Origin of the sequence: Gluconobacter cerinus, from assembly GCF_025961355.1 — a bacterium.
Classification (GTDB): domain Bacteria; phylum Pseudomonadota; class Alphaproteobacteria; order Acetobacterales; family Acetobacteraceae; genus Gluconobacter; species Gluconobacter cerinus.
In genome coordinates this window covers 2,825,814-2,849,023 of the sequence record NZ_JAOQNM010000001.1, presented here as the reverse complement: position 1 = coordinate 2,849,023, position 23,210 = coordinate 2,825,814, and the positions used below count along the sequence as shown (strand labels likewise).

General features: G+C 56.3%; 22 protein-coding genes. 12 read left to right on the top strand and 10 right to left on the bottom strand.

The genetic code is table 11. The features are described 5' to 3' along the window. The first annotated feature begins 94 nt into the window (after nt 1-94). Together guaB and M2305_RS13330 are read left to right on the top strand one after the other, a co-directional pair. Entirely contained in the window at nt 95-1,588 is a 1,494-nt protein-coding gene (gene guaB / locus M2305_RS13335) for an IMP dehydrogenase (protein ID WP_264649616.1), read from the top strand. A 56-nt stretch (nt 1,589-1,644) separates the two neighbouring features. Beyond that, nucleotides 1,645-2,979: an RsmB/NOP family class I SAM-dependent RNA methyltransferase gene (locus M2305_RS13330; RefSeq protein WP_086633206.1), complete on the top strand. Its 1,335-nt coding sequence runs from the start codon at nt 1,645-1,647 to the stop codon at nt 2,977-2,979. Here M2305_RS13330 and M2305_RS13325 read toward each other — a convergent pair. Beyond that, nucleotides 2,921-3,451 (bottom strand): GNAT family N-acetyltransferase, encoded by a 531-nt coding sequence (locus M2305_RS13325; protein ID WP_264649615.1) that lies wholly within the window; start codon nt 3,449-3,451, stop codon nt 2,921-2,923. The two genes, M2305_RS13330 and M2305_RS13325, sit on opposite strands and share 59 nt — an antisense overlap. Before the next feature lie 97 nt (nt 3,452-3,548). Between M2305_RS13325 and M2305_RS13320 the strand changes: the two genes are divergently transcribed. Next, nucleotides 3,549-5,372, top strand: a complete 1,824-nt coding sequence (locus M2305_RS13320) for a cation:proton antiporter (protein ID WP_211508502.1) — start codon at nt 3,549-3,551, stop codon at nt 5,370-5,372. Here the strand turns inward: M2305_RS13320 and M2305_RS13315 are convergent. Continuing rightward, nucleotides 5,369-5,878 (bottom strand): L,D-transpeptidase family protein, encoded by a 510-nt coding sequence (locus M2305_RS13315; protein ID WP_211508501.1) that lies wholly within the window; start codon nt 5,876-5,878, stop codon nt 5,369-5,371. The two genes, M2305_RS13320 and M2305_RS13315, sit on opposite strands and share 4 nt — an antisense overlap. Before the next feature lie 157 nt (nt 5,879-6,035). Here M2305_RS13315 and M2305_RS13310 point away from each other — a divergent pair, with 157 nt between their 5' ends. Next, the gene (locus M2305_RS13310; protein ID WP_086633203.1) at nt 6,036-6,770 is read left to right on the top strand and encodes a response regulator transcription factor; all 735 of its coding nucleotides are present in this window, start codon (nt 6,036-6,038) and stop codon (nt 6,768-6,770) included. A gap of 17 nt (nt 6,771-6,787) precedes the next feature. On the opposite strand, the gene M2305_RS13305 is transcribed toward M2305_RS13310, so the two are convergent. After that, complete coding sequence (locus M2305_RS13305) at nt 6,788-7,585, bottom strand: exodeoxyribonuclease III (RefSeq protein WP_264649975.1); 798 nt, start codon at nt 7,583-7,585, stop codon at nt 6,788-6,790. Nucleotides 7,586-7,665: 80 nt separating this feature from the next. On the opposite strand from M2305_RS13305, the gene M2305_RS13300 reads away from it, so the two are divergent. The 4 genes from M2305_RS13300 to M2305_RS13285 all read left to right on the top strand — a co-directional run bounded on the left by M2305_RS13300 (nt 7,666) and on the right by M2305_RS13285 (nt 12,329). Beyond that, nucleotides 7,666-8,673 carry a dipeptidase gene (locus M2305_RS13300; protein WP_264649614.1) on the top strand — a complete coding sequence of 336 codons (1,008 nt, stop codon included), beginning with the start codon at nt 7,666-7,668 and terminating at the stop codon, nt 8,671-8,673. Between the two features lie 314 nt (nt 8,674-8,987). Next, nucleotides 8,988-10,907, top strand: a complete 1,920-nt coding sequence (gene uvrC, locus M2305_RS13295; protein WP_408871475.1) for an excinuclease ABC subunit UvrC — start codon at nt 8,988-8,990, stop codon at nt 10,905-10,907. 109 nt (nt 10,908-11,016) lie between these two features. After that, nucleotides 11,017-11,619 (top strand): CDP-diacylglycerol--glycerol-3-phosphate 3-phosphatidyltransferase, encoded by a 603-nt coding sequence (gene pgsA, locus M2305_RS13290; protein ID WP_086633199.1) that lies wholly within the window; start codon nt 11,017-11,019, stop codon nt 11,617-11,619. Nucleotides 11,620-11,720: 101 nt separating this feature from the next. After that, entirely contained in the window at nt 11,721-12,329 is a 609-nt protein-coding gene (locus M2305_RS13285; RefSeq protein WP_211497042.1) for a hypothetical protein, read from the top strand. 52 nt (nt 12,330-12,381) lie between these two features. Here M2305_RS13285 and lexA read toward each other — a convergent pair whose 3' ends face one another. Beyond that, nucleotides 12,382-13,107: a transcriptional repressor LexA gene (gene lexA, locus M2305_RS13280; protein ID WP_211499037.1), complete on the bottom strand. Its 726-nt coding sequence runs from the start codon at nt 13,105-13,107 to the stop codon at nt 12,382-12,384. A gap of 307 nt (nt 13,108-13,414) precedes the next feature. Here lexA and rpmG point away from each other — a divergent pair, with 307 nt between their 5' ends. Continuing rightward, entirely contained in the window at nt 13,415-13,582 is a 168-nt protein-coding gene (rpmG, locus tag M2305_RS13275) for a 50S ribosomal protein L33 (RefSeq protein WP_046901668.1), read from the top strand. A gap of 114 nt (nt 13,583-13,696) precedes the next feature. Here the strand turns inward: rpmG and M2305_RS13270 are convergent, their stop codons facing one another. Together M2305_RS13270 and eno are read right to left on the bottom strand one after the other, a co-directional pair. Further along, nucleotides 13,697-14,026: an FtsB family cell division protein gene (locus tag M2305_RS13270; RefSeq protein ID WP_046901667.1), complete on the bottom strand. Its 330-nt coding sequence runs from the start codon at nt 14,024-14,026 to the stop codon at nt 13,697-13,699. 147 nt (nt 14,027-14,173) lie between these two features. Next, nucleotides 14,174-15,454 (bottom strand): phosphopyruvate hydratase, encoded by a 1,281-nt coding sequence (eno, locus tag M2305_RS13265; RefSeq protein WP_064272901.1) that lies wholly within the window; start codon nt 15,452-15,454, stop codon nt 14,174-14,176. A 102-nt stretch (nt 15,455-15,556) separates the two neighbouring features. Between eno and M2305_RS13260 the strand changes: the two genes are divergently transcribed. Further along, complete coding sequence (locus M2305_RS13260) at nt 15,557-16,042, top strand: DUF3429 domain-containing protein (protein ID WP_046901665.1); 486 nt, start codon at nt 15,557-15,559, stop codon at nt 16,040-16,042. On the opposite strand, the gene kdsA is transcribed toward M2305_RS13260, so the two are convergent. From kdsA to tpiA, 4 genes are all read right to left on the bottom strand, one after another. Further along, complete coding sequence (kdsA, locus tag M2305_RS13255; RefSeq protein ID WP_264649613.1) at nt 16,030-16,854, bottom strand: 3-deoxy-8-phosphooctulonate synthase; 825 nt, start codon at nt 16,852-16,854, stop codon at nt 16,030-16,032. The genes M2305_RS13260 and kdsA overlap by 13 nt on opposite strands. Continuing rightward, on the bottom strand, nt 16,851-18,482 hold the full coding sequence (locus M2305_RS13250) for a CTP synthase (protein ID WP_046901663.1): 1,632 nt from the start codon (nt 18,480-18,482) through the stop codon (nt 16,851-16,853). The genes kdsA and M2305_RS13250 overlap by 4 nt, the downstream gene beginning before the upstream one ends. 62 nt (nt 18,483-18,544) lie before the next feature. Further along, nucleotides 18,545-18,928 (bottom strand): preprotein translocase subunit SecG, encoded by a 384-nt coding sequence (secG, locus tag M2305_RS13245; RefSeq protein ID WP_264649612.1) that lies wholly within the window; start codon nt 18,926-18,928, stop codon nt 18,545-18,547. Then, complete coding sequence (tpiA, locus tag M2305_RS13240; protein ID WP_264649611.1) at nt 18,925-19,719, bottom strand: triose-phosphate isomerase; 795 nt, start codon at nt 19,717-19,719, stop codon at nt 18,925-18,927. Before tpiA ends, secG begins: the two co-directional genes overlap by 4 nt. A gap of 54 nt (nt 19,720-19,773) precedes the next feature. On the opposite strand from tpiA, the gene M2305_RS13235 reads away from it, so the two are divergent. Next, nucleotides 19,774-21,780 (top strand): peptidyl-prolyl cis-trans isomerase, encoded by a 2,007-nt coding sequence (locus M2305_RS13235; protein ID WP_264649610.1) that lies wholly within the window; start codon nt 19,774-19,776, stop codon nt 21,778-21,780. Then, nucleotides 21,780-23,192 carry an anthranilate synthase component I gene (trpE, locus tag M2305_RS13230; protein ID WP_264649609.1) on the top strand — a complete coding sequence of 471 codons (1,413 nt, stop codon included), beginning with the start codon at nt 21,780-21,782 and terminating at the stop codon, nt 23,190-23,192. The genes M2305_RS13235 and trpE overlap by 1 nt, the downstream gene beginning before the upstream one ends. The last annotated feature ends 18 nt before the right edge of the window (nt 23,193-23,210 follow it).

The window sequence follows — 23,210 nt, the reverse complement described above, 5'->3', positions numbered from 1 at the left end:
TCTATGAGGACCCGCCAACGGCCGGCTGGGCCTCTTGGCCCCCGGTTCAGACTTCAAGCGTCCCACGACGCATGACCAACGGGGGCCAGCGGGCATGACATCCTCTTCCTGCACAACTGATTTTAACGCACGCATACGTGAAGCACTGGCGTTCGACGATGTTCTCGTCGAACCGGCTGAATCGTCCGTGCTTCCGGCCCAGACATCCACCCGCACACGCCTGACGCGCACCATTGAGCTGAACATCCCTTTGATGTCCTCGGCCATGGACACAGTCACAGAAGACGGAATGGCCATTGCCATGGCCCAACAGGGCGGCATGGGCGTCATTCACAAAAACCTCTCTATTGAAGAGCAGGCCGAACAGGTTCGCCGCGTAAAGCGCTTCGAATCTGGCATGGTCGTTAATCCGGTCACGGTTGGGCCGGACCAGACACTGGCTGAAGTCAACGCCATCATGGCGCGCCACGGTGTCTCTGGCCTTCCGGTTGTGGAAGAGGGAACCGGTATCCTGGTTGGCATCCTGACCAACCGTGACGTCCGTTTCACCACGGACCTGAACACCCGCGTCCGTGATCTGATGACGAAGGACAATCTTGTCACGGTTCTCAATGGCGCTGCCCCTGAAGAAGCTCGCGCTCTGCTGCATCGTCACCGCATCGAAAAGCTGCTGGTCGTTGATGAGGGCGGCCGCTGCATCGGCCTCATCACCGTCAAGGACATGGACAAGGCGACGACGCATCCGCTCGCCATCAAGGACGCGCAAGGACGGCTTCGCTGCGCCGCCGCTGTCGGCGTTGGGGAGGACGGTCTGAACCGTGCTGCTGCCCTCGTGGAAGCCGGTGTGGACGTTATTGTCGTTGATACCGCTCATGGCCACTCCCACGGCGTCCTGAGCACAGTCCGGACATTGAAGGAGCGTCACCCAGGCCTTCAGGTCATCGCAGGTAACGTCGCGACCCCACAGGCGGCTCGCGCCCTTATTGAAGCCGGAGCAGACTGCATCAAAGTTGGTATTGGCCCGGGGTCCATCTGCACAACCCGCGTTGTTGCAGGCGTCGGTGTTCCGCAGTTCTCCGCCGTTATGGAAACGGCAGCAGCCTGTCATGACCTTGATGTTCCGGCCATCGCCGATGGTGGCATCCGGACATCCGGTGACATTGTAAAGGCCATAGGTGCCGGTGCTGACGTTGTGATGGTTGGCTCGCTGCTGGCCGGCACAGATGAGAGCCCGGGTGAGACGTTCTTGTATCAGGGCCGCTCCTATAAGTCGTATCGTGGGATGGGGTCTCTTGGTGCCATGGCCCGAGGTTCAGCCGATCGTTATTTCCAGGCAGAAGTCCGTGACACGCTGAAGCTCGTGCCGGAAGGGATCGAAGGGCAGGTTCCTTACAAGGGCAGCATGGCTCCGGTCGTGCATCAGCTCGTTGGCGGCCTGAAAGCAGGCATGGGCTACACCGGATCGTCCACAGTTGCTGATCTTCAGGTCCGCACCATGTTCCGTCGCATTACGAATGCGGGCCTTCGTGAAAGCCATGTCCATGACGTGACAATCACGCGTGAAGCCCCGAACTATCGCCGGGACTGACATTTCCTGTGCATTGGCCTCTCGCTTTGAGAGGCCAAACCGGCTACGGGGGCGATATGACCCCCGCAGCTCGCCTTTCCGGCGCCATTGATCTGCTTTGTGCGATCCAGAATGCGCCCCGCCGTCCCGCAGACGCTACCGCCAACGCTTTTTTCCGTGAACGCCGTTATATAGGCGGCGGAGACCGGCGCGCCATTTCCACGCTTGCCTGGGATGTGCTGCGTGGCTGGCGGCGGCTGCACTGGCACCTGGAAGGCAGCCAGGGCGAAATTTCTCCACGCCTGCTATGTGCTGCCTCCATGCTGCTGACCGGCACGACGATGGATCAGGTTCGCATGTTGTTCAGTGGCGAGCGCTATGCTCAAAAGCCTCTGACGCCGCGTGAAGATGTGAACCTTAAGCATCTGGAAGGAAAAGAACTTTCCACCCAGAAGCAACCTGTAGCAGTCCGCCTCGAATATCCGGACTGGATTGAGCCAGCCCTGCGCGAAACTTTCGGATCCCGAATGGCTGACGAAATGGAAGCCATGCTCGGAACCCCGACTTTGGATCTTCGCGTGAACCTCCTGAAGGGCACTCGCGAGGACGGTCTGCGTGCGCTGAAGAGCGAGGGATTGAACGCCGTCCCAACAAAGCTCTCGCCATGGGGATTGCGTCTCGATGGCCGTCAGCCAGTTACGGCAGCACAGGCTTTCAAAGACGGGTTGGTAGAAATTCAGGACGAAGGTTCCCAGCTCGTTGTTGCAGCAGCCGGCGCCAAACCGGAACACCGCGTTCTGGATTACTGCGCCGGCGCTGGCGGCAAGACTCTTGCCCTTGCCATGACCATGGAAAACAAGGGCCATATCGTTGCCTGTGACGTTCATGAAAAGCGCCTTGAAGGGGCTGTAAAACGTCTGCGTCGGGCAGGGGTGCATAATGTTGAGCGACACCTGCTCACCACAGGCGACAAATGGGCCAAGCGTCGGGCAGCAAGCTTCGATCGCGTTCTGGTGGATGCACCCTGTTCGGGCACCGGCACATGGCGCCGCAACCCGGATGCACGCCTGCGACTGACACCTGAAGACATTCAGGAACTTGTTATCAAACAGTCAGAAATCCTTGATCGTGCAGCATCTTTGGTTAAACCAGGCGGCCGGATGATTTATGCGACGTGCTCTCTTTTGGCCGCTGAAAACGGGCAGCAGATTGATGCATTCCTAAAGCGTCGGACAGATTTTGTTCGTGTAGCTACGGAAGACCTACCCGATCTTCTGCCAGCCGAACTTCGCGAAAAGGCTCAGTTTTCCCTGACGCCCCTTCGTGACGGAACGGATGGCTTCTTTGCCTGCGTCATGCAGCGGGTTGAACAGAAGGTTGAGACGTCACAGGAAGAAGCTCCTTCCACATAACAAGCGCATCCACATACCCTTGCTCAGGGTGGTTGAACGCACCGGGTAGCGTTCCAACCACCCTGAAACCAAGATGCTTCCAAAGCGCAATGGCTCGCAGATTGGTGCTAACGACAAAGTTGAACTGCATCGCCCTGTATCCGAGCGCCTGAGCCTCTTTCAGGGCGTAGGCTCCCATTTGCACTCCGGCACCATATCCCGGCGCAGCAACAAAACCAGCATTGGCGACATGCTGACCGCCGCCCTTCTGATTGTCCTGCACATAGAATGTGCCCACAATCTGGCCTGTCTTTGTCTCGGCAACATACACACGATGCTCGACGGCCATCCAGTACGCCAGGGCCTGACGACGGCACCACGTTCGCGGCAGAGCGTACGTTTCCCCAGCTTTGAGAACAGGTGCCAGCAAGCGCCAGAGACCCTCCCGATCTAGGGACTGTGCCGGACGAATGGTCAGGATCGTTTCAACCATCGGATAACACTCTCAAAATCACGCAGTTAGGCCCAACACATTATCCGGGTTATGATACGGTTTCCAAAATCAGCACGGGACCGACGCGCTCTTACACATGCAGTATGATATTTTCATCGGCATCGCCTCGACCTTCGGGGCCGGAATGCTGGCCCAGTGGGTTGCCTGGCGGTTTCGCCTTCCCGCAATCGTGCTCCTGTTCACCATTGGGCTTCTGTTCGGCCCTGGGCTGGGCATTGTGCACCCCTCAGAGACGATGGGCTGGGTCTTCAGACCACTGGTCTCCCTCCTGGTTGCCATTGTCGTGTTTGAAGGCGGCATGGCTCTGGATATCCGGCAGCTCCGTGAGGCCGGGGAAGGTGTCGCACGCCTGACGATGCTGGCCTTGCCCATCAACTGGGTTCTGGGATCGCTGGCGGCCCATTACGTTGCCCACCTTGAATGGGGCACCTCGATGCTGTTTGGCGCCATCATTGTTGTGACAGGCCCGACCGTGGTGCTCCCGCTTCTACGAAGCGCCAAGCTTCAACCCCGGGTCGCAGCGTTCCTACGATGGGAAGCGATCGTCAATGATCCGCTGGGAGCGATTCTGGCGGCCGTTGTGCTGCAGCTCATGCTTCTGCACGTTGACCTGCATACCGGCGTCTTTTTCACGCACACACTTCCTGATCTGCTCGCTGCTGCAACTGAGTCGATTTCGGCAGGCATTCTTCCAGCCTATCTGATCCGTTATCTCTTCACTCGCGACATGATGCCGGAAATTCTCAAAACGCCGGTGCTTATCTCAATGGCACTGCTGATTTTCACGGCCTGCAATCTGGAAATGGAGGGCGCTGGCCTGGTCGCGGTCACTATTTTTGGCATGGCACTGACCAACCTTCACATTCCAGGCGTCGCAGAACTGAGGCGCATCAAGGAATCGATGGTGGTCCTCGTCGTGTCGGTACTGTTCATCCTGCTGACGGCAGATCTTCATCGCGACGTTCTCAAGCATCTTTCCATTCCCATTCTGATGCTGACGCTTGTCGTACTGTTCGTCGTCCGTCCGGTTGGAATTTTCTTTTCCACCTTGGGCACCAGTATGCCTTGGAAAGAGCGCCTCTTCGTCGGATGGATTGCCCCACGAGGCATCGTCGCCGCCGCCGTTGCCGGCGCCGCTGGTATTCGCCTGAAAGAAACGGGCTACCAGTCAGCTGACCTCATTATGCCGGCGGTCTTTGCCGTCATCGCTGTCACCATGATCCTTCATGGCTTTTCGCTTCGCCCAATCGCGCGTGCCCTCAAGCTCACGCTCTCTAACGATCCGGCCATTGCCATTCTGGGGGCGAGCAAATGGTCCATCGACCTTGCAGCCTGCCTCCACAGGGAAAACATACCCGTTCTTCTCGTGGACAACAGATCCAGTGCGCTGATGGCAGCCGCACAACTCGACATTCCGGTTCTAAGAACTGAGTTACTGTCCCAGCACGGACAGGAAGCACTGGAAGAACGACCGGCAGACTACCTGATCGCAACGACCGGAGACGGCATCTATAACGGGATGATCTGTGGACATCTCGCGCCAGCCATGGGGCGGGAGCGGGTGTTCCAGATCAGCCCAGGTGTCGCCCGACTGGATTTTTATCATGGGCTTTCCCGTGACTCCCGAGGGAAGGTTCTGGGAGAACCCGCCTGGAATTACACCCTGTTCGATACCCTGTTCGAGCAAGGCTGGCGCTTCGTATCCCGTGCAGCCAATGAGGCCAATGCGGCAGGGTTTGGAACGGACGACAATCGCCTCGATATCCTTGTCAGCAGACGCTCTGCCATTCTCATTCGTTCGGCAGAAGATCCGACTGTCATCACCCCGATGCCTGGGGACCTGATGATCTCGATGGTCCCGCCGACTGACACTCCGCACACAGAGGAAGATGCCGCTTAAGGCGCTTCCACGACAACTGCTGTCAGCCCCTGTTCCAGCACATAACGCAGGTCCTTTTCCTGCAATGCAATACAGCCTTCCGTCACACCGCTGGCGGAAGGCAGATGCAGGAAAATTGCAGACCCACGTCCCGACTCGATGGTGACATCATTCCACCCCATCACAATGCAGAGATCATAGACATGATCATCACGGCACATTTTCTCACATGATGCAGGGTGAGGAAGTGTCACCGGACGGTTATAATCCGGGTGCGATCCGTCATCACACCAACCATCCGAAGCAGCAATCGGCTCGATAGGTAAACCCGCGCCGGAAACAGGCTTTTCCACACGATCTGCGCGATACAGGATACGGCGGAGGGGTAGTTCACCTACAGGGGTCGCGTGATCGCCTTCACGCTTGTCAAGGCGAATACCACCAGCCCCGATCAAAGCCGGAATGATTACATTACGAAAGTGAAGAAAAGCGCGGCCCTCAGTGATTCTCAAAATAGCTTTAGTCATGTTGCTGTTCCCTTTCGGATAAGTATTTGTCATATCTCAGATGGCAAGTGTGCTGCTGGTCCTGCGGTGCAGGATAGGCAGAATTGGATGCGTGGCCTATTAACGCGAACACATGCGGATGTGACGTTTTCCGCCTAGATAAAACGAGACAGGTATTATGGCAGGTCCCCGGCCCATCCTCGTGGTAGATGATGACGATACGCTACGAAGCCTGCTGACAGAGCAACTCCAGCACGGTGGCGAACTTGAGGCTGTGGAAGCAGTCTCCGTGGCAACAGCAAGGGAGCTCCTCAAGAAGCCTGGTGCCCGTTACGACGCCATGCTGCTGGACATCACCCTTCCAGACGGAGACGGCCGCGACTTCTGTGCGGAGCTTCGTCGCGAAGGCGTTCGGATGCCGATCATTATTCTGACCGGCTCAGACGATGAAAGCGATGTTGTCCGCGGGCTTGATGCAGGCGCAAACGACTATGTCGCAAAGCCATTCCGTATCGGGGAACTGCTGGCGCGACTTCGGGCACAGCTCCGGATCTTTGAAAACAGCGAAGATGCCGTTTTTGAAATCGGCCCTTACGCGTTTCGTCCATCGGCCAAACTTCTGGTTGAGACGGCCCGTAATCGCCGCATTCGCCTGACGGAAAAAGAAGCCGCGATTCTCAAGTATCTTTACCGGGCCGGTCAGCGCCCCGTCGCCCGTCAGGTGCTTCTGAACGAAGTCTGGGGCTACAACGCTGCAGTCACGACCCATACGCTTGAGACGCATATCTATCGTCTTCGCCAGAAAATCGAGCCAGACCCCACCAAGACGTCCCTGCTGATCACTGAGGGTGGTGGGTATCGTCTTGACCCGGAAGGCCGCACTGTTGCTACGGCCGAATCACTGACAGCCTGATACTCAGGCCCTGCTGGTCAGGCTGGATCGAAATCCAGCACGACCGGCACGTGATCTGAAGGGCTGTCCCAATCGCGAACATCCCGCAGAACACGAATATTCCGAAGGCCTGGCATCAGATCTGGCGTGAGCCAGACATGATCTAGGCGCCTTCCACGGTCTGACTTCTTCCAATCTTTGTTCCTGTAGGACCACCATGTGTACAATTTGGTGGGTTCAGGCGTAATCCGCCTCATGGCGTCCTCAAACCCTGCCGCCATCCACGTATTAAGTCGCTCTGTCTCCGGCGGCGTATGGCTGACGATTTTCAGAAGCTGACGATGACTCCAGACATCATGCTCCAACGGAGCGATATTGAGATCTCCAACCACAATGCTGCGCACTGGCGGACTATCCGTGAACCATTTCGCGGCTTCTTCTACAAATGCGAGTTTGTGAGCAAATTTTTCGTTTTCTTCCGGATCCGGGATATCGCCCCCCGCGGGGACATAGAAATCATGCAGCATCACTGGGCCGCCAGGTGTCTGAATCGATGCCGCGATATGCCGACAATCGCTCCGACTGCACCAGTCAGGCGTATTCGCAACTGAGTCGAGGGGCAGGCGGGACAGGATCGCAACCCCGTTATATCCCTTCATTCCTCGATAGAGCTGATGCGGAAAGCCAAGCTCCACAAGAGCTTCGGCCGGGAAGAGCGGATCGGGAACTTTCGTCTCCTGAAGGCAGACGATGTCCGGATTTTCCTCCTCAACGAGCTTCTTCAGCAGCGGCAGACGAAGCCGGAGGGAGTTGATGTTCCATGTAATCAGACGCATCACCATTGGATCGTCTGAATTGAGCGCTTTGACAAGCACCTCTTGCGTCAGACCCGCTCACACCCGATCTAGGACGGATCATGACTGAACTGCACGACACGCTTCTGACTTTCGATACCCATATCGACATTCCATGGCCCGATCAGGCAGATGCCTGGTCTCTGAACACGGACCGAAAAGTCGATGTGAGAAAATGCGATCAGGGCAAACTCCGCTCTGTCTGCCTTGCCGCTTATATTCCGCAGGGACCACGCGATGAAGCGGGCCACGAAGAGGCCTGGCACCGTGTTCAGGCGATGCTCAAGGTCATCAACGCCCTCGGCGGACATCAGGACGGACTGAGCGCAAATGTCTGCCGAACCGCGAAGGATGTCCGTTCAGCATTCCAGTCAGGAGCGCTCGCTATTGTTCCCGCCATTGAAAATGGCCATGCGCTTGGTGGTGTACCGCCCCGGATCGGTCAACTGGCTGCAGAGTATGGCGTCCGATACCTGACCCTGACCCACAACGGGCATAACGCTCTCGCAGACGCGGCCATTCCGAGAAAAGACCTGAATGATAGTCCTGAACTTCATGGGGGACTGTCTGAACTGGGCCACGAGACCATTCGCGAGATGAATCGCCACGGTGTGCTGGTGGATGTGTCACACACGGCAAAATCCACCATGATGCAGGCGTCAGAACTTTCCACCACGCCGGTATTCGCCAGCCACTCCTGCGTCAGAAGTCTCTGCGATCATCCTCGCAACCTCGACGACGAGCAACTCGATCGCCTGAAAGAAACCGACGGACTGATCCAGATTACCGCCATGGGATCTTTTTTGCGTAAGGGTGGTGGGGGGACCGTAGAAGACCTCGCGCGCCATGTTGCCTATGTCGCCGAGCGGGTGGGCGTTCGCCATGTTGGTGTGTCATCAGATTTCGACGGCGGCGGTGGTATACCCGGTTGGCAGGATGCAACTGAAACGCCGGCTGTGACACAGGCGCTCCTCAAGGCTGGGTTTAGCCCTGAAGAGCTGACTGCTATCTGGGGTGGCAATATGCTGCGTCTGATGGAAAAGGCTGAGCAAGCATCAATTTCAGCCTGAAAAGACAGCTCTGTTCAGCAAAAAAGTGCGCCCTAACGGGAACAGAACGGGACCATTCAGACTTAATGTGGAGTGCACTCATCCACGATGTTTCGAAAAGCTGTCATGTCCCGTTCAACACGAACCTCAAACTAGAAATTTTTCCGCACCCTGACGGAACGGAAAATATTTTCCATTATTTTCAATATCTTACGTTTACTGATTAAAAATTAGGCAATCTGATGGCAAGGCCGGGAAACCTTGGCCTTCATGATTCTGTCATGGAGCAACCCACAGACTTGTCCACAGGATCAGTGGATGACTGAAGAACTGGCATGACTGACCCTACGCCCACAGAGACAGAAACCTCAATGACACCTGAAGAAGCTCCTGTTCCCGTTGTAAAAAAGCAGGGCGTCGAGGCTATTCGGGACGCTTTGAAAACCATTCCTTACAGCCCTGGCGTGTATCGCATGCTCGGCGAGAAAGGGGAGGTCCTGTATGTGGGCAAGGCGTTAAGCCTCAAGAAACGTGTTGCTTCCTATACGCGCACGACCCAGCTGCCAGAGCGTCTGCGCCGTATGGTGTCTCTGACGGTCTCGATGGAGATTGTCATCACCCGGACGGAAGCCGACGCGCTTCTTCTGGAAGCGAACTACATCAAGCGTATGAAGCCACGCTTCAACATCCTGTTGCGGGATGACAAAAGCTATCCGTGGCTGATGCTCACTGAAAATCACGAATTTCCCCAGATCACCAAACAGCGTGGAAAACCCGTGAAAGGCGCTACCTACTGGGGACCTTTTGCTTCCGCTTGGGCGGTGAACCAGACTCTGAACCTTGTGCAGCGAACTTTTCTACTGCGATCCTGCTCGGACGCTGTTCTTAAGAGCCGGACAAGGCCCTGCCTGCTGTTTCAGATCAAACGCTGCGCTGCGCCATGTGTGGATCGTATTTCCAAAGAAAATTATAACGAGCTGGTCGTCCAGGCTCGGCAATTCCTCTCGGGTAAAAATACCGAGCTGCAGCAGGAACTTGCTGTTGAAATGGAACGCGCCTCCGAAGCCATGGAATATGAGCGGGCTGCAGCCATTCGGGACCGTATCCGTGGATTTTCCAGCATCCAGAATTCAGGCATTATCAATCCGGCCTCCATTCACGACGCCGACATCGTGGCAATCTGGCAGACCGCAGGGCAAACCTGCATTCAGGTCTTTTTCATTCGTGGAAGCCGCAATAACGGCAACCGTGCCTTCTATCCCGTGCATGCGGAGGAAGAGACCCCGGCTGACGTGCTCTCCGCCTTCCTCATTCAGTTCTATGACAACAAGCCTCCACCACCTGTCATCCTGGTAAATCAGGAGATCTCGGAACAGAAGCTCGTCGAAGAAGCCCTGAGCATCAAGAGGGAGCAGAAAGTCGAGGTTGTCTGTCCTCAACGCGGCGAAAAGAAAAGTGTCGTAGACCATGCGACCCTGAACGCACGTGAAGCACTGGAGCGAAAGCTCGCGGAGAATACCGGACAGCGCAAACTTCTGGAGGGCGTCGCGAAGGTTTTCAGCCTCGCTGAAACACCCCAGCGGATCGAAACCTACGATAATTCACACATCATGGGTCAGGCACCTTATGGCGTCATGGTTGTGGGTGGGCCGGAGGGTTTTGAAAAGCGCTCCTACAGAAAATACGCCATCAAGGGCCCGGTCACTCCCGGTGATGATTTCGGCATGATGCGGGAAGTCATGGAACGTCGTTTTGGAAAAAACAGGGAAGATGGAGAGCGACCGGAAGACTGGCCAGATCTGCTGCTAATTGATGGCGGCCTGGGTCAGTTCAACGCTGTGCGCAACGTATTGGCAGACCTTGGCGTTACGGGAATTCCCATTGTGGCAATCGCCAAGGGCCCGGATCGTGATGCTGGACGCGAATGGTTTTTTACTGAAACACAGCCACCGTTCCAGCTCCCACCTCGTGATCCGGTTCTCTATTATCTTCAGCGCCTGAGAGACGAAGCCCACCGTTTCGCCATTACGACACACAGGGCAGGGCGCTCCAAAGGGCTCCGGAAATCTGAACTGGATGATGTTCCGGGAATCGGAGGGGCCCGCAAGAAGGCGCTTCTGAATCACTTTGGGTCAGCCAAGACCGTGCGACAGGCCAGTCTCGAAGAGCTTGAAACTGCACCCGGAATCAGCTCTGGAACCGCCAGAGCCATCTACGGGCACTTTCATCCCGAATGGCTTCGGACACAGAGCTGACAATTCCGTGAGGTCACGCCCTGAACGCTGGCTTGGCATAAAAAATACACACATTCAGAGCGGATTGGCGCATACCGGAGATGGATAAACTGTTCTAGACTGCTTCGTGATGCTGACTGATCTGCCAAACGTCTTGACTCTGCTCCGTATTGCAGCCATTCCTGTTCTGGTTGCCCTGCTGGCGCTGCATTCCGCACTCGGTAACGTCGCAGCCTGCGTTGTGTACACGGCTGCCTGCATTACGGATTATTTGGATGGTGCTCTGGCACGGAAATGGCAAATGCTATCCGAACTGGGTCGGATGATGGATCCGATTGCCGACAAGCTTCTTGTCGGTGCGCTGTTGCTCGCACTCGCCGGCCTGACCACACTTCCAGTGTATTCGCTCTACGCAGCCATCATCATCATGCTGCGCGAAATTCTGGTCAGTGGCTTGCGTGAATACATGGCCTCCCAACGCGCAACCCTTCCATCCACCCGCCTTGCAAAATGGAAGACCGGAATTCAGATGGTCGCGATTGGCTTCCTGATTGGCGGAGACAAAGCTGCGGCTACGCTTCATCTTTCATTCCTGCCGGCCACACTAATCGGCGGTATTCTTCTCTGGGTTTCAGTTATTCCAACAGTTCTAAGTGGGTGGGGCTATCTCACCGCCGGACTTTCCAGAATGATGGCCTCTGAGCCTCGCAAATCCTCAAAGATCGTCTCCTGATCTGGACTATCTGTGATTATTATTGCAGTTATCAGCTCGTCATCTGGCGCTTTTAATCGATGACAGGTAAAGTTCAGGGATCGACCTTATGGGAGTACACAATGCGTAAGGCCGCTCTACTGGCATTACCTCTGGCCCTGAGCGGCTGTGCGGGCATGGGCAAGTTTTTCAATGACACCGCGCTGTGGTCGGGAAGCAACCCTAATGCTCCCCATGGCGATAGTGAAAACCTTCGCAGGGCACGCGGTGAATTCGTAGCAGCTGCACCAATCCTGCCAGAAGGCGGGAACATGTGGCCCGGCTCACCTCAGCCTCTGCCAACCCTCAAAGATGTTGTGAACCCTGACAGCGTCTTTAATAAGTCTCTTGGCGATCCGGCTACGTATTTTGGCGGTGCAACGCTCGACAAGAATTTCATGGGTGGTGGTATTGCCGGCACCGGTGCTCTCGGCGTCTCTGGCCCTCAAATGAAGCCAGGCGACACCATGTCCGTCGGTGAAAAAATCGATGCGATGCGTGGTGTATCAGAAGATCGCAGTCACTTTGTCCCGACACTTCCCAGTAGCGTTCCAGATAATGCTGGTCGTTTCCTGAACAAAAACCCTGACAAAACAATCATCATCCCGAACGGGGATGGAACGAGCACGCTTATTGCTCCGGATGGTAAAGTCCGCGTTGTGCGCGGCGTGCCGTCAGTTCCTAATAAATAATCATCAGAAGTTATCTGCCTTGCAGGAGAATTAAACCAGCAAGGCAGTTTTCTTAGTACTGCCTGAAAAGGGCGACCAGTCGTCCCTGGATGCGCACACGCGCAGCCGGCAGAATACGTGTCTCGTATTCCCGATTAGCGGCTTCCAGAGCAATCGTAGAACCACGACGGCGCAGCTTCTTGAGCGTCACTTCCTGATCATCAATCAGCGCAACAACGATCTGACCATTATCCGCCACTTCGCCGCGACGGATGATGGCAACATCACCGTCCAAAATGCCAGCTTCAATCATGGAATCACCCGCAACCGTGAGAGCATAATGCTCTCCAGTGCCGAGCAGGGACGATGGTACCTGAATCTGTGCGCTATCATCCTGCAAGGCCTCAATAGGGAGGCCGGCAGCAATGCGTCCATAAAGTGGAAGCTGAACGCTTGTGTTTTCAACGGGAGAGCGAGGCGCCTCGGAAAATGTCCCAGGAAGATCCTGACGACCACCCTCAACAACTGTTGGAACGAAAGGCGCCGGATTAGACACGGCATCTACAACCGGGGCCTCAAGCCCCATATGCGGCAAACGCAGAACTTCAAGCGCTCTTGCACGATGGTGATGCCGTCGCAGAAAGCCACGCTCTTCAAGGGCAGAGATGAGGCGATGAATTCCTGATTTGGAACGAAGTTCGAGGGCGTCCTTCATTTCATCGAAGGAAGGGGAATAGCCCGTCCGCCGAAGATGTTCGTCAATGTATAGCAAAAGCTGGTGCTGCTTACGCGTCAGCATACAGGCGCTCCCATGCGCCTCGGTGGAGGCAAAATCTGAAGATTGAGACACTGCATAAACTTATGCGACGCTCTTTTGTTCCTTATAGGTTCTCGTTCGTCCACCTGCAAGAACATCTACCAGGCATCAACAAAGCTTTTATCTGGCTAAAAACCCCGGTTTTTGCGGAAAAATGCACCTTATCCCTGGATTTTCTTCAGAAAGCCTTGACCTAGGACATACAAATCAGCATGTTGCGCCGAACTAGATCAACCTGCTGCTTTGGCACTTGCGAGCGGCATCAGGACGGCGCAAGCCCGAGGGTATCATGGGAAAAAGCAACGTTATTCAGATCCGTCTCGTCTCGTCGGCTGACACCGGCTACTTCTACGTCACGAAGAAGAACGCACGTTCTGCTACGGGCAAGATGGAAGTCCGTAAGTATGACCCGGTTGCCCGCAAGCACGTGACCTTCCGCGAAGCCAAGATCAAGTAAGATCTCGCGGATCATACGACGTTAAAAAAGGCGGCCTTCGGGTCGCCTTTTTTATTGACGCAATTTCTGACGAATAAACTTTCCCGAACATAAAAAAAGAGCCGAGAACGGCTCTTAAAAAAGTTTGTCGTGCGGACCGTAGGGGATAACAATATCACCGTTACGCGTCAGATTAAGCATGGCACGGGAACGTTCATCCAGAATGTCAGCATCAAGAGCTTTCTCTTTCAGAGCTAGCACGCGACGGTGCCATACCGCCTGTTCATCTTTGGCATCCTGTTGCGCCTGGATTGCCTGCTGCTGAAGCACAAGCTGATCCTGATAGGCACGGATACCATGAGCACCGTGAAGGGCGTTCCACCCGAAATAAGCGGTCAGGGACAGAAAGAGCACAGGGGGAGCAACCGCGCGGATGGCACGTTTGATAAGTCTGACGGGTCTCACGCGGGGTAACAGGCTCCCTTGGCTTGAAAACTTCCCAACAATCTAGCTCAGAGAGAGGCTGCGAAACAATCACTGTTGTTCAAGACAGTAAATTATTTTAACGCGCCTATGAAACCGGCCTCCTGAATGGAGGCCGGCTTTTGTTGATCAGGCGGACTTGAGAATGCTGCGACCCGCATAGCGGGCTGCACTTCCAAGCTGCTGCTCAATGCGGATCAGCTGGTTGTACTTAGCCGTGCGGTCAGAGCGGGAAAGGGAACCAGTCTTGATCTGACCACAGTTCGTAGCAACAGCAAGATCTGCGATCACAGCGTCTTCAGTTTCACCAGAACGGTGGCTCATAACGCAGGTATAGCCAGCCTTGTGGGCTGTCTCGACTGCTTCCAGCGTCTCGGTCAGCGTGCCGATCTGATTGACCTTCACGAGCAGGGAGTTCGCTGTCTTGGCCTTGATGCCGCGACGAAGGCGCTCAGGATTGGTCACGAACAGATCATCACCAACAAGCTGGAGACGATCACCCAGACGGGACGTCAGTTCAGCCCAGCCTTCCCAGTCATCCTCAGCCAGACCATCTTCGATGGAGACAATCGGATACTTCTTGGCGAGATCTTCGAGGTAGGAGATCATGCCTGAAGAGTCGAACTCTTTGCCTTCACCCTTAAGATTGTAGCGGCCGTTGCTGTAGAACTCGGTCGCGGCACAATCGAGGGCAAACGTCACGTCATCGCCCGGACGATATCCGGCAGCCTCAACAGACTTCGTAATGAAGCTCAGAGCTTCATCGGCAGACTTCAGACCCGGAGCAAACCCACCTTCATCACCAACATTGGTGTTGTGACCAGCAGCAGACAGACCCTTCTTGAGAGCGGCGAAAATTTCAGACCCCATGCGCACGGCATCAGCCAAGGTCGGCGCACCAACTGGCTGGATCATGAACTCCTGAATGTCGATCGGGTTATCCGCGTGTTCGCCACCATTCACGATGTTCATCATGGGAACCGGAAGCGTGTGCGCGAAAACGCCACCGACATAGCGATAGAGCGGCAGTTCCAGCTCTTCTGCCGTCGCCTTGGCAACCGCGAGAGAAACGCCGAGAATTGCATTCGCACCAATGCGGGACTTGTTCGGTGTGCCATCCAGCTCGATCATCGCATTGTCGATTGCGATCTGATCTTCGGATTCGGCACCCTGCAGCACTTCAAGGATTTCGTCCTCGACAAAACCACAGGCCTTCAGAACACCTTTGCCGTTGTAACGGGACTTGTCCCCGTCACGCAGCTCAACGGCTTCGTGGGCACCAGTGGAAGCACCGGAAGGAACTGCGGCGCGACCGCGGGCACCAGACGACAGCTCAACCTCAACCTCAACGGTTGGGTTACCACGGCTGTCCAGGATCTCGCGGGCGGTGATATCAACAATGGCGCTCAATGGAAGCTCTCCTGGATATGCGTGAACCGGGGGTGGCTCATAACCGTTCGGGACGGACCACACGTCTCGTCTCAAAATCAGAACACAAGGTCAATCGACGACATGCGTCTTCCTTTCCTCGCCCTGATCCTCGGTTTGGCAGGACTTATACCTTTCCTGACCCTTGGAGGGTGGATTTTCCTCGCCGGACTTTTCTCCCCACTCCCGCATCTAACCGTTATTCTTCTGGCTTATGGGGCATGCATCCTGTCTTTTCTCGGTGCAGTCCACTGGGGCCTCGCCATGGAACGGCCAGATATCATCACAGTTCAGGGAACAGCAGATCGCGACCGCCAGAGACTCCTTCTGGGAGTCTGCCCTGCACTCTGGGCATGGCTTTCCCTCTGCGTCGGACTGCTTGGAGGGCTACGCGCCGGATACCTGCTTGAGGTTATCGGTTTTCTGGCAACGTTTGCTGTAGAACGAATGGCCTGGAAGAATGGCGCACTGCCACCGGGGTACATGCCCCTAAGAGGCGTTCTAACGGTGGGGGCTGTCATAAGTCTCCTCATGGCAGCCCTGGCACCTTTACAGAATTATACGTTGTAAGATTTTGCCAAAACGTCAAACGCTTTAAGGCGGGTCAACAAGGCCCGCATTTCTGAAAGCGGCACCATTGTTGGACCATCACTCGGAGCATGATCCGGGTCTTGATGTGTCTCGATGAAAACTGCCGCAACACCGATAGACAATGCAGCACGGGCGAGGGGTTCAACAAACTCCCTCTGTCCGCCCGTGGAAGCCCCTAGGCCACCCGGTTGCTGCACAGAGTGAGTGGCATCGAAAACAACCGGATAGCCCGTCTGAGCCATAATTGGCAGGCCGCGCATATCACTAACGAGCGTGTTGTAACCAAAGCTCGTGCCACGATCACAGAGCATGATTCGCTCGTTACCGGTTGAAGCCAGCTTGGCCGCGACATTTGCCATATCCCAAGGCGCCAGAAACTGACCCTTCTTGACATTGATGGCACGACCCGTTTCACCGGCAGCAAGCAACAGGTCAGTTTGCCGACACAGGAAAGCAGGGATCTGAAGCACGTCCACCGCTTCCGCAGCGACAGCACATTGCTCGGCAGCGTGCACATCCGTCAGAACAGGAACGTCAAAGCGTTCACGGATAGAAGCCAGAATATCCAGCCCCATCTCCATGCCTACACCGCGAGCCGCATTCACGGAGCTACGGTTCGCCTTGTCATAACTGCTCTTGTAGATCAGTCCGATATCCAACTCTCGACATACCGTGGAGAGAGCATCTGCCATCTCCACAGCATGATCTCGGGATTCAATCTGGCACGGCCCTGCAATCAGCGTGAAGGGCCGGTCCTGACCAATCTCGAGCTTTCCAATCCGGAAGCTCACTTGCTTTCAGCCCGCTTGCGAGCCGCCCCGATAAATCCGGCGAAAAGCGGATGCGGATCAAACGGCTTGGACAGCAGTTCCGGATGATATTGCACGCCGATGAACCAGGGATGATCCGGGTATTCCACCACTTCCGGAAGAACGCCGTCCGGAGACATTCCAGAGAAACGCAGACCCGTCTTTTCCAGGCGATCCTTGTAGTGAAGGTTCACTTCCCAGCGATGACGGTGACGCTCCCGAATATCGGTCGTGCCATAGATCTCAGCGGCGCGTGATCCTGCAGCCAGCTTGGCCGGGAATGCACCGAGACGCATCGTTCCGCCAAGGTCACCGCCTTCACGGCGGCGCATCAGCTCATTGCCGTTTGCCCATTCCGTCATGAGACCAACCAGCGGCTCACTTGTGGGGCCGAATTCGGTGGAAGACGCTTTCGTGAGGCCAGCAAGCGAACGGGCGCATTCAATCACGGCCATCTGCATGCCGAAGCAAATACCAAGGAACGGAATGCCGTTTTCACGCGCATAACGAACGGCCTGAATCTTGCCCTCTGCGCCACGCTCACCGAAGCCACCCGGAACCAGAATGGCATCCGCATCCTTCAGGCGCTCGGCGATATCACCTGACTTCTCGAACTCTTCCGATTCGATCCAGTCGAGTTTGACGCGCACATTGTTCGCGATACCGCCATGCAGCAGGGCTTCCGCCAATGACTTGTAGCTATCCAGAAGCGCCGTGTACTTGCCGACGACAGCAACCTTGACCTCGCCCTCAGGCTCGCGAATCGCGTGGACGATCTTTTCCCAGCGCGTCAGGTCCGGCGAGCCTTCGAACGGCAGACCGAAGTAACGCAGAACTTCGCGATCCATGCCTTCGTTATGGTACGAAATCGGGCACGCGTAGATCGTATCTACGTCCAGCGCTGCGATCACTGCTTCCGAACGGACGTTACAGAAGTTCGCAATCTTGCGGCGTTCGTTTTCCGGAATCGGACGATCCGAACGGCACAGCAGAACCTGCGGCTGAATGCCGACATTCTGCAATTCCTTGACGGAATGCTGCGTCGGTTTCGTCTTCAACTCACCGGCTGAGGGGATGTAGGGCAGCAGCGTCAGATGCACACACATGGTCTGGTTGTGTCCCAGATCATTGCGAAGCTGACGAATGGCTTCAAGGAAAGGAAGGCTCTCAATGTCGCCAACCGTTCCGCCAATTTCCACCAGAACGAAATCATATTCTTCCGTTCCAGCCACCACGACATCCTTGATGGCGTCCGTGATGTGCGGGATGACCTGAACGGTTCCGCCCAGATAGTCGCCGCGACGTTCGCGGGCGATGACGTCGGAATAGATGCGACCTGTTGTGGTGTTGTCTGCACGGCGGGCATGGACGCCCGTAAAGCGCTCATAATGACCAAGGTCGAGGTCGGTTTCGGCCCCGTCGTCAGTAATGAACACCTCACCATGCTGATACGGGCTCATCGTGCCCGGATCCACGTTCAGGTAAGGGTCCAGCTTACGCATGCGGACCTTGTAACCGCGTGCCTGGAGAAGAGCAGCAAGAGCCGCAGAAGCGATGCCCTTGCCGAGAGAAGATACCACACCGCCGGTGATGAATACGAAGCGCGTCATGGGCGCTCCTCATACACCGAAGGTGGGGGCGAGGGGAAGCGTCGAGATGCTTCCCGATTCAGTTAGTGAGCAGGCGTCTCGGCAGGAGCCGGAGCAGCAGGGGCTGCAGGCGCAGCAGGAGCCGGAGCAGCAGGGGCTGCAGGCGCAGCAGGAGCCGTCGTCACAGCAGCCGGGGCAGGCGGATCTGCAAGGATATCATGGCCCCCGACACCCGAGGAAGCACCGCGGTTCAGAAGAGCCAGAACGAGGCAGAGCAGCATGAAAACGCCAGCAAGCACAGATGTCGCACGCGTCAACAGCGTTGCCGTGCCGCGGCCAGTCATGAAGGAGCCCATGCCCTGGCTGCTACCGATGCCGAGGCCGCCGCCTTCACTGCGCTGGATCAGGATCGTACCGATCAGGGCCAGTGTGACCAGCAGATTGATGACAAGCAGAAATGTGGTCATGAACGATAGGGTCCGGACAATGGTTGGGAAGAGAGACGGAGCGATGCCGCTTCGGCAATGCGCAGGAAGCTTCTGGCTTCCAGGCTGGCACTACCAACCAGCACTCCGCCAAGCACCCCGATGGAAAGAATAGTCGGCGCCTGGGCCGGTGTTACGGAGCCGCCATACAGGATTGGCACGCGAATGTCATCCATCTTGAGACGGGACTGCAACAGACCACGCAACAAAAGCAGCGTCCGTTCAAGCTCTTCCCGGGATGGAGTGACGCCACTTCCAATCGCCCAGACAGGCTCATACGCCAAGACGCCATTGAAATTATCGGTCAAAGAACCGTCAATCTGACTGGCCAGAACTGTTGCCGCACGACCATCCTGCCGCTCGGCCATCGTTTCCCCGATACAGACAACAGGAATCAGTCCGGCAGCTTCTGCCGCCTGCACCTTTTGCCTGATCACGGCGTCGTTTTCACCATGGGCCTGCCGACGTTCTGAATGCCCCAGGAGAACATAACGCGCGCCAGTATCGGCGAGCATTTCAGCCGAAATATCACCTGTATGAGCCCCGGAAACCGCAGTATGACAGTCCTGCGCTCCCAGCATTATGGATGCTCCTGCGCCCTCAAGTGCCTCAGCCACACGGTCCAGTTGCGTGAAGGGTGGGCAAATGACCATCCGTACATCGTCAGGCAGCGAACGCGCACCTTCGGCCACAGCTGTTGCAAGTTGCAGTGACGCCTCCCGCAAGCCATTCATCTTCCAGTTCCCGATGACGAGTTTCGGCGTTACATTCATGCTTCCTCCTGGGGGCGGCCTGTCAGCTTCTGGTCAAGCGCGGCTCACGACATTATGGTGCGGCAAGTTCTAGCGGGCCTTCCCCGTCCGCACCATCCCGCCATCCGGATCCGTCCTGACCCTATGATTACCACCCTACGCCACCTCCTTGTTGACTCCTGGGCCGGCCGTGCCGCCGCAATCCTGATTTTCCTGGCCTTCATCGGGTGGGGTGTAGGAGACGTCTATTCCAATATGGGGACGAGCAGCTCCAATACGATCGTCACGATCGGGAACAGAACGATCACTCCGGATGACCTTGCGCGGGCACTCTCCGCACAGCTACCGGCAGCAGCCCAGCAGATGGGACTATCTGATCCGTCACATCTGCCTGACGGCACGAAGCAGCAGATTGCACGTCAGGTTCTTCACAATCTCGTGATCCAGAACGAGGTACAGCTTGCAGGCGAGCGTGCTGGCATGGTTGTGCCAGATGAGTTGATCCGGAAGGAAATCTTCGCGATCCCGGCTTTTCACAATGCAGCAGGTCAGTTTGATCGCAGCATGCTGAATGACCGACTGGCCCGCATTGGCATTACCGAAAAACGCCTGATCCAGATGATTCGCGAGGACATTATTTCCCGTGCCCTGCTTCAGGGTATGGGCGCTTCCGTTCAGGCACCAACATCCCTTCTGAACCGTCTGTTCGCCTTCGATGCAGATCAGCGCGTCATGGATGTTCTGCGCGTTCCGTTCACTTCGACGGCAGTGTCAGCGGCCCCAACCGACGAGCAGCTTCATCGCTATTACGACAATCATCCGCAGGATTTCCGCACCACGGAATATCGTCATGCCAAGATGGTCGTAATGACGGCGGACAGCGTCGCCAAGACGATTGAAGTGCCGGATGACGTTCTACACAAGCTGTATGATTTTCAGTCCCGCACGTACAACATGCCGGAAACACGCACGCTTCAGGTTCTGACGTTCCAGGACGAAAGCAAAGCCAATGCTGCGGCTACGGCATGGCGCAACACCAATGCCTGGGACGCGATCCAGAAGGCCTATCCGGATGCAGCGGCTGTCGCTCTTCCGCACGTCCGCGAGAGCGACATTCCGAACCCCGAACTCGCCAAAGCAGCTTTTGGAGCGCCCGCTAATCAGATCAGCGGTCCGACGAAAACGGCAGCAGGCTGGGTCGTATTCAACATCACGGATGTCGTCGCCCCCCATCAGACCACTTTCGAGCAGGCCAAGCCTGAACTTCGCGATCAGGTCCAGAAGCAGGAAGCTCCCGAAGCACTTCAGGCGCGCCTGAAGCAGTTTCAGGACGCGATTGCAGGCTCCACAACGCTTGAGAAAATTCCATCCAACCTTGGTGCGGTGCCAGCAGCTGGCTCGCTTGATTCCCATGGCCTGATGCAGGACGGAACTCCAGCACCAATCCCGGGCGACGCAGGCCTGCGTCAGTCCATCGTTCAGCATATCTTCTCTCAGAAGAAAGATGCCCAGCCAGTTGTTGTAAACGGCCCGGATGGCTCTGCCTTCGCCGTAGTTGTAGACGAAGTCCATCCTGGAACGCGCCGTCCGTTCGCTGATGTGCGGGATCAGATCGTTCTGGCATGGACAGCAGAACAGCAGCGTCATGCCGCTGACACACGCACCACGACCCTGTTCACGGAAGCCAAGAAAAGCACACTGGCAAAGGCACTCGACGGTCAGACTGAAGCGTCCAGCCTTCGCAAGGATGTGACAATTTCACGTATCCACCCGGACCAGTCTCTTCCTCAGAATGTTCTTCGTGCCGCATTCGGCCTGAAGGTCGGCACAACAGGCATGTATGAAGGGCCAGATGCTTTCTGGATCGTCAACGTGACAGGGCAGAAGCCGGGCGCAGAAGCAGATGCTGCTTCTCTGCAAAAGGAGCTGTCAGCCCAGTACGTTCAGGCTCTTCAGGCCGATATCCCTGCTGCCCTGAACGCCAGCCTTGAAAAAACAGTGCCGGTGTCGCACCTGAACACCAACCTCTTCAATCAGGTCGTGGCGTCCACGTCACCGGGGAACGCAGGCGGAGCGCAGTGATGAGCATCGTTCACAGCATTGAAGCCGCAGACCTTCTAACGCCCGTCTCAGCCTACCTCCGATTGTCACGCCTCTCTGATGATCCGTATCGGATGCTCCTGGAGAGTGTGGAGGGGGGAGCCGCGCGTGGTCGATATTCCGTGATTGCACTTCTGCCTGATCTGGTCTGGAAGTGCCGTAACGGTGAAGCGGTTCTGGATGGGACGCCCTTGAAGGGGAACCCGCTGGAGACCCTGAAGGACATTATCGACCAGAGCCAGATGACGCTGCCGGTCGATATGCCTCCCATGATCGGCGGTGTCTTCGGCGTTCTGGGATACGATATGGTGCGGCAGATGGAATTTCTGCCGAATGCTCCCATCAACGATCTGGACCTGCCGGAAGGGATCATGATCCGTCCGCAGCTCTTCGCAGTCTTTGACTCCGTGCGTGATGAGCTGACCCTTGCAGTGCCTATCCGGGGCTCCATGACAGAAGCAGAAGGCCATGCGCTTCTGGATCGCGCGCGTGAAGCCCTTGCTGCTCCACTGGAAAATGCCAGCGAGACACTTCCAGCAGAAAGTGAGTTGGCACCGCCGTCCTGCAATATGACGCAGGAACAGTTTGAAGCGAACGTCCGCAAGGCACAGGATTACATCGCGGCTGGAGATGCCTTTCAGATTGTCCCAAGCCAGCGGTTTACGACACCGTTCCCACTCTCACCGCTTGCCCTCTATCGCAGCCTGCGCCGCGTCAATCCGGCACCGTTCCTGTTTCTGATGGAGCTGGAAGATTACGCGCTGGTCGGATCTTCCCCCGAAATTCTTGTTCGTTTGAGGGCAGGGGAAGTCACGGTTCGTCCGCTAGCCGGGACACGTCCTCGTGGAACGGATCGGGAGCATGATCTGGCACTCGAGAGAGAACTGCTCGCCGACAAGAAAGAGCTGGCTGAACATCTGATGCTCATTGATCTGGGCCGCAACGATGTCGGACGTGTTTCCGAACTTGGCACAGTAGAAGTGCCGGATCAGTTCGTGATCGAACGCTACAGCCATGTGATGCACATCTCTTCAACCGTCACCGGGCAGATCAAAGCAGGCAAAACGGCTATGGATGCCCTCGTCGCGGCATTCCCGGCAGGTACCCTGACCGGAGCGCCAAAAATCCGCGCCATGCAGATCATTGATGAGCTGGAACCGACCCGTCGGGGGCCATACTCAGGATGCGTCGGATATTTCGGAGCAGACGGGGAAATGGATACCTGCATCGGGCTGCGTATGGCCGTTCTCAAAAACGGCCAGATGTATGTTCAGGCCGGCTGCGGTGTGGTCGCGGACAGCGATCCCAACTCCGAATTTCGTGAAACACAGGTCAAGGCGAGGGCTCTTTTCAGGGCGGCCGAAGTTGCTGTCTCCAACGCAGCAAAATCCTGAAACAATGTTGCATTTGAC

Excerpts from the sequence above, each read along its gene's own strand:
- guaB (WP_264649616.1), top strand. The coding sequence starts at position 95 with ATGACATCCTCTTCCTGCACAACTGATTTTAACGCACGCATACGTGAA.
- M2305_RS13330 (WP_086633206.1), top strand. The coding sequence starts at position 1,645 with ATGACCCCCGCAGCTCGCCTTTCCGGCGCCATTGATCTGCTTTGTGCG.
- M2305_RS13325 (WP_264649615.1), bottom strand. The coding sequence starts at position 3,451 with ATGGTTGAAACGATCCTGACCATTCGTCCGGCACAGTCCCTAGATCGG.
- M2305_RS13320 (WP_211508502.1), top strand. The coding sequence starts at position 3,549 with ATGCAGTATGATATTTTCATCGGCATCGCCTCGACCTTCGGGGCCGGA.
- M2305_RS13315 (WP_211508501.1), bottom strand. The coding sequence starts at position 5,878 with ATGACTAAAGCTATTTTGAGAATCACTGAGGGCCGCGCTTTTCTTCAC.
- M2305_RS13310 (WP_086633203.1), top strand. The coding sequence starts at position 6,036 with ATGGCAGGTCCCCGGCCCATCCTCGTGGTAGATGATGACGATACGCTA.
- M2305_RS13305 (WP_264649975.1), bottom strand. The coding sequence starts at position 7,585 with ATGCGTCTGATTACATGGAACATCAACTCCCTCCGGCTTCGTCTGCCG.
- M2305_RS13300 (WP_264649614.1), top strand. The coding sequence starts at position 7,666 with ATGACTGAACTGCACGACACGCTTCTGACTTTCGATACCCATATCGAC.
- uvrC (WP_408871475.1), top strand. The coding sequence starts at position 8,988 with ATGACTGACCCTACGCCCACAGAGACAGAAACCTCAATGACACCTGAA.
- pgsA (WP_086633199.1), top strand. The coding sequence starts at position 11,017 with ATGCTGACTGATCTGCCAAACGTCTTGACTCTGCTCCGTATTGCAGCC.
- M2305_RS13285 (WP_211497042.1), top strand. The coding sequence starts at position 11,721 with ATGCGTAAGGCCGCTCTACTGGCATTACCTCTGGCCCTGAGCGGCTGT.
- lexA (WP_211499037.1), bottom strand. The coding sequence starts at position 13,107 with ATGCTGACGCGTAAGCAGCACCAGCTTTTGCTATACATTGACGAACAT.
- rpmG (WP_046901668.1), top strand. The coding sequence starts at position 13,415 with ATGGGAAAAAGCAACGTTATTCAGATCCGTCTCGTCTCGTCGGCTGAC.
- M2305_RS13260 (WP_046901665.1), top strand. The coding sequence starts at position 15,557 with ATGCGTCTTCCTTTCCTCGCCCTGATCCTCGGTTTGGCAGGACTTATA.
- M2305_RS13250 (WP_046901663.1), bottom strand. The coding sequence starts at position 18,482 with ATGACGCGCTTCGTATTCATCACCGGCGGTGTGGTATCTTCTCTCGGC.
- secG (WP_264649612.1), bottom strand. The coding sequence starts at position 18,928 with ATGACCACATTTCTGCTTGTCATCAATCTGCTGGTCACACTGGCCCTG.
- tpiA (WP_264649611.1), bottom strand. The coding sequence starts at position 19,719 with ATGAATGTAACGCCGAAACTCGTCATCGGGAACTGGAAGATGAATGGC.
- M2305_RS13235 (WP_264649610.1), top strand. The coding sequence starts at position 19,774 with ATGGTGCGGCAAGTTCTAGCGGGCCTTCCCCGTCCGCACCATCCCGCC.
- trpE (WP_264649609.1), top strand. The coding sequence starts at position 21,780 with ATGAGCATCGTTCACAGCATTGAAGCCGCAGACCTTCTAACGCCCGTC.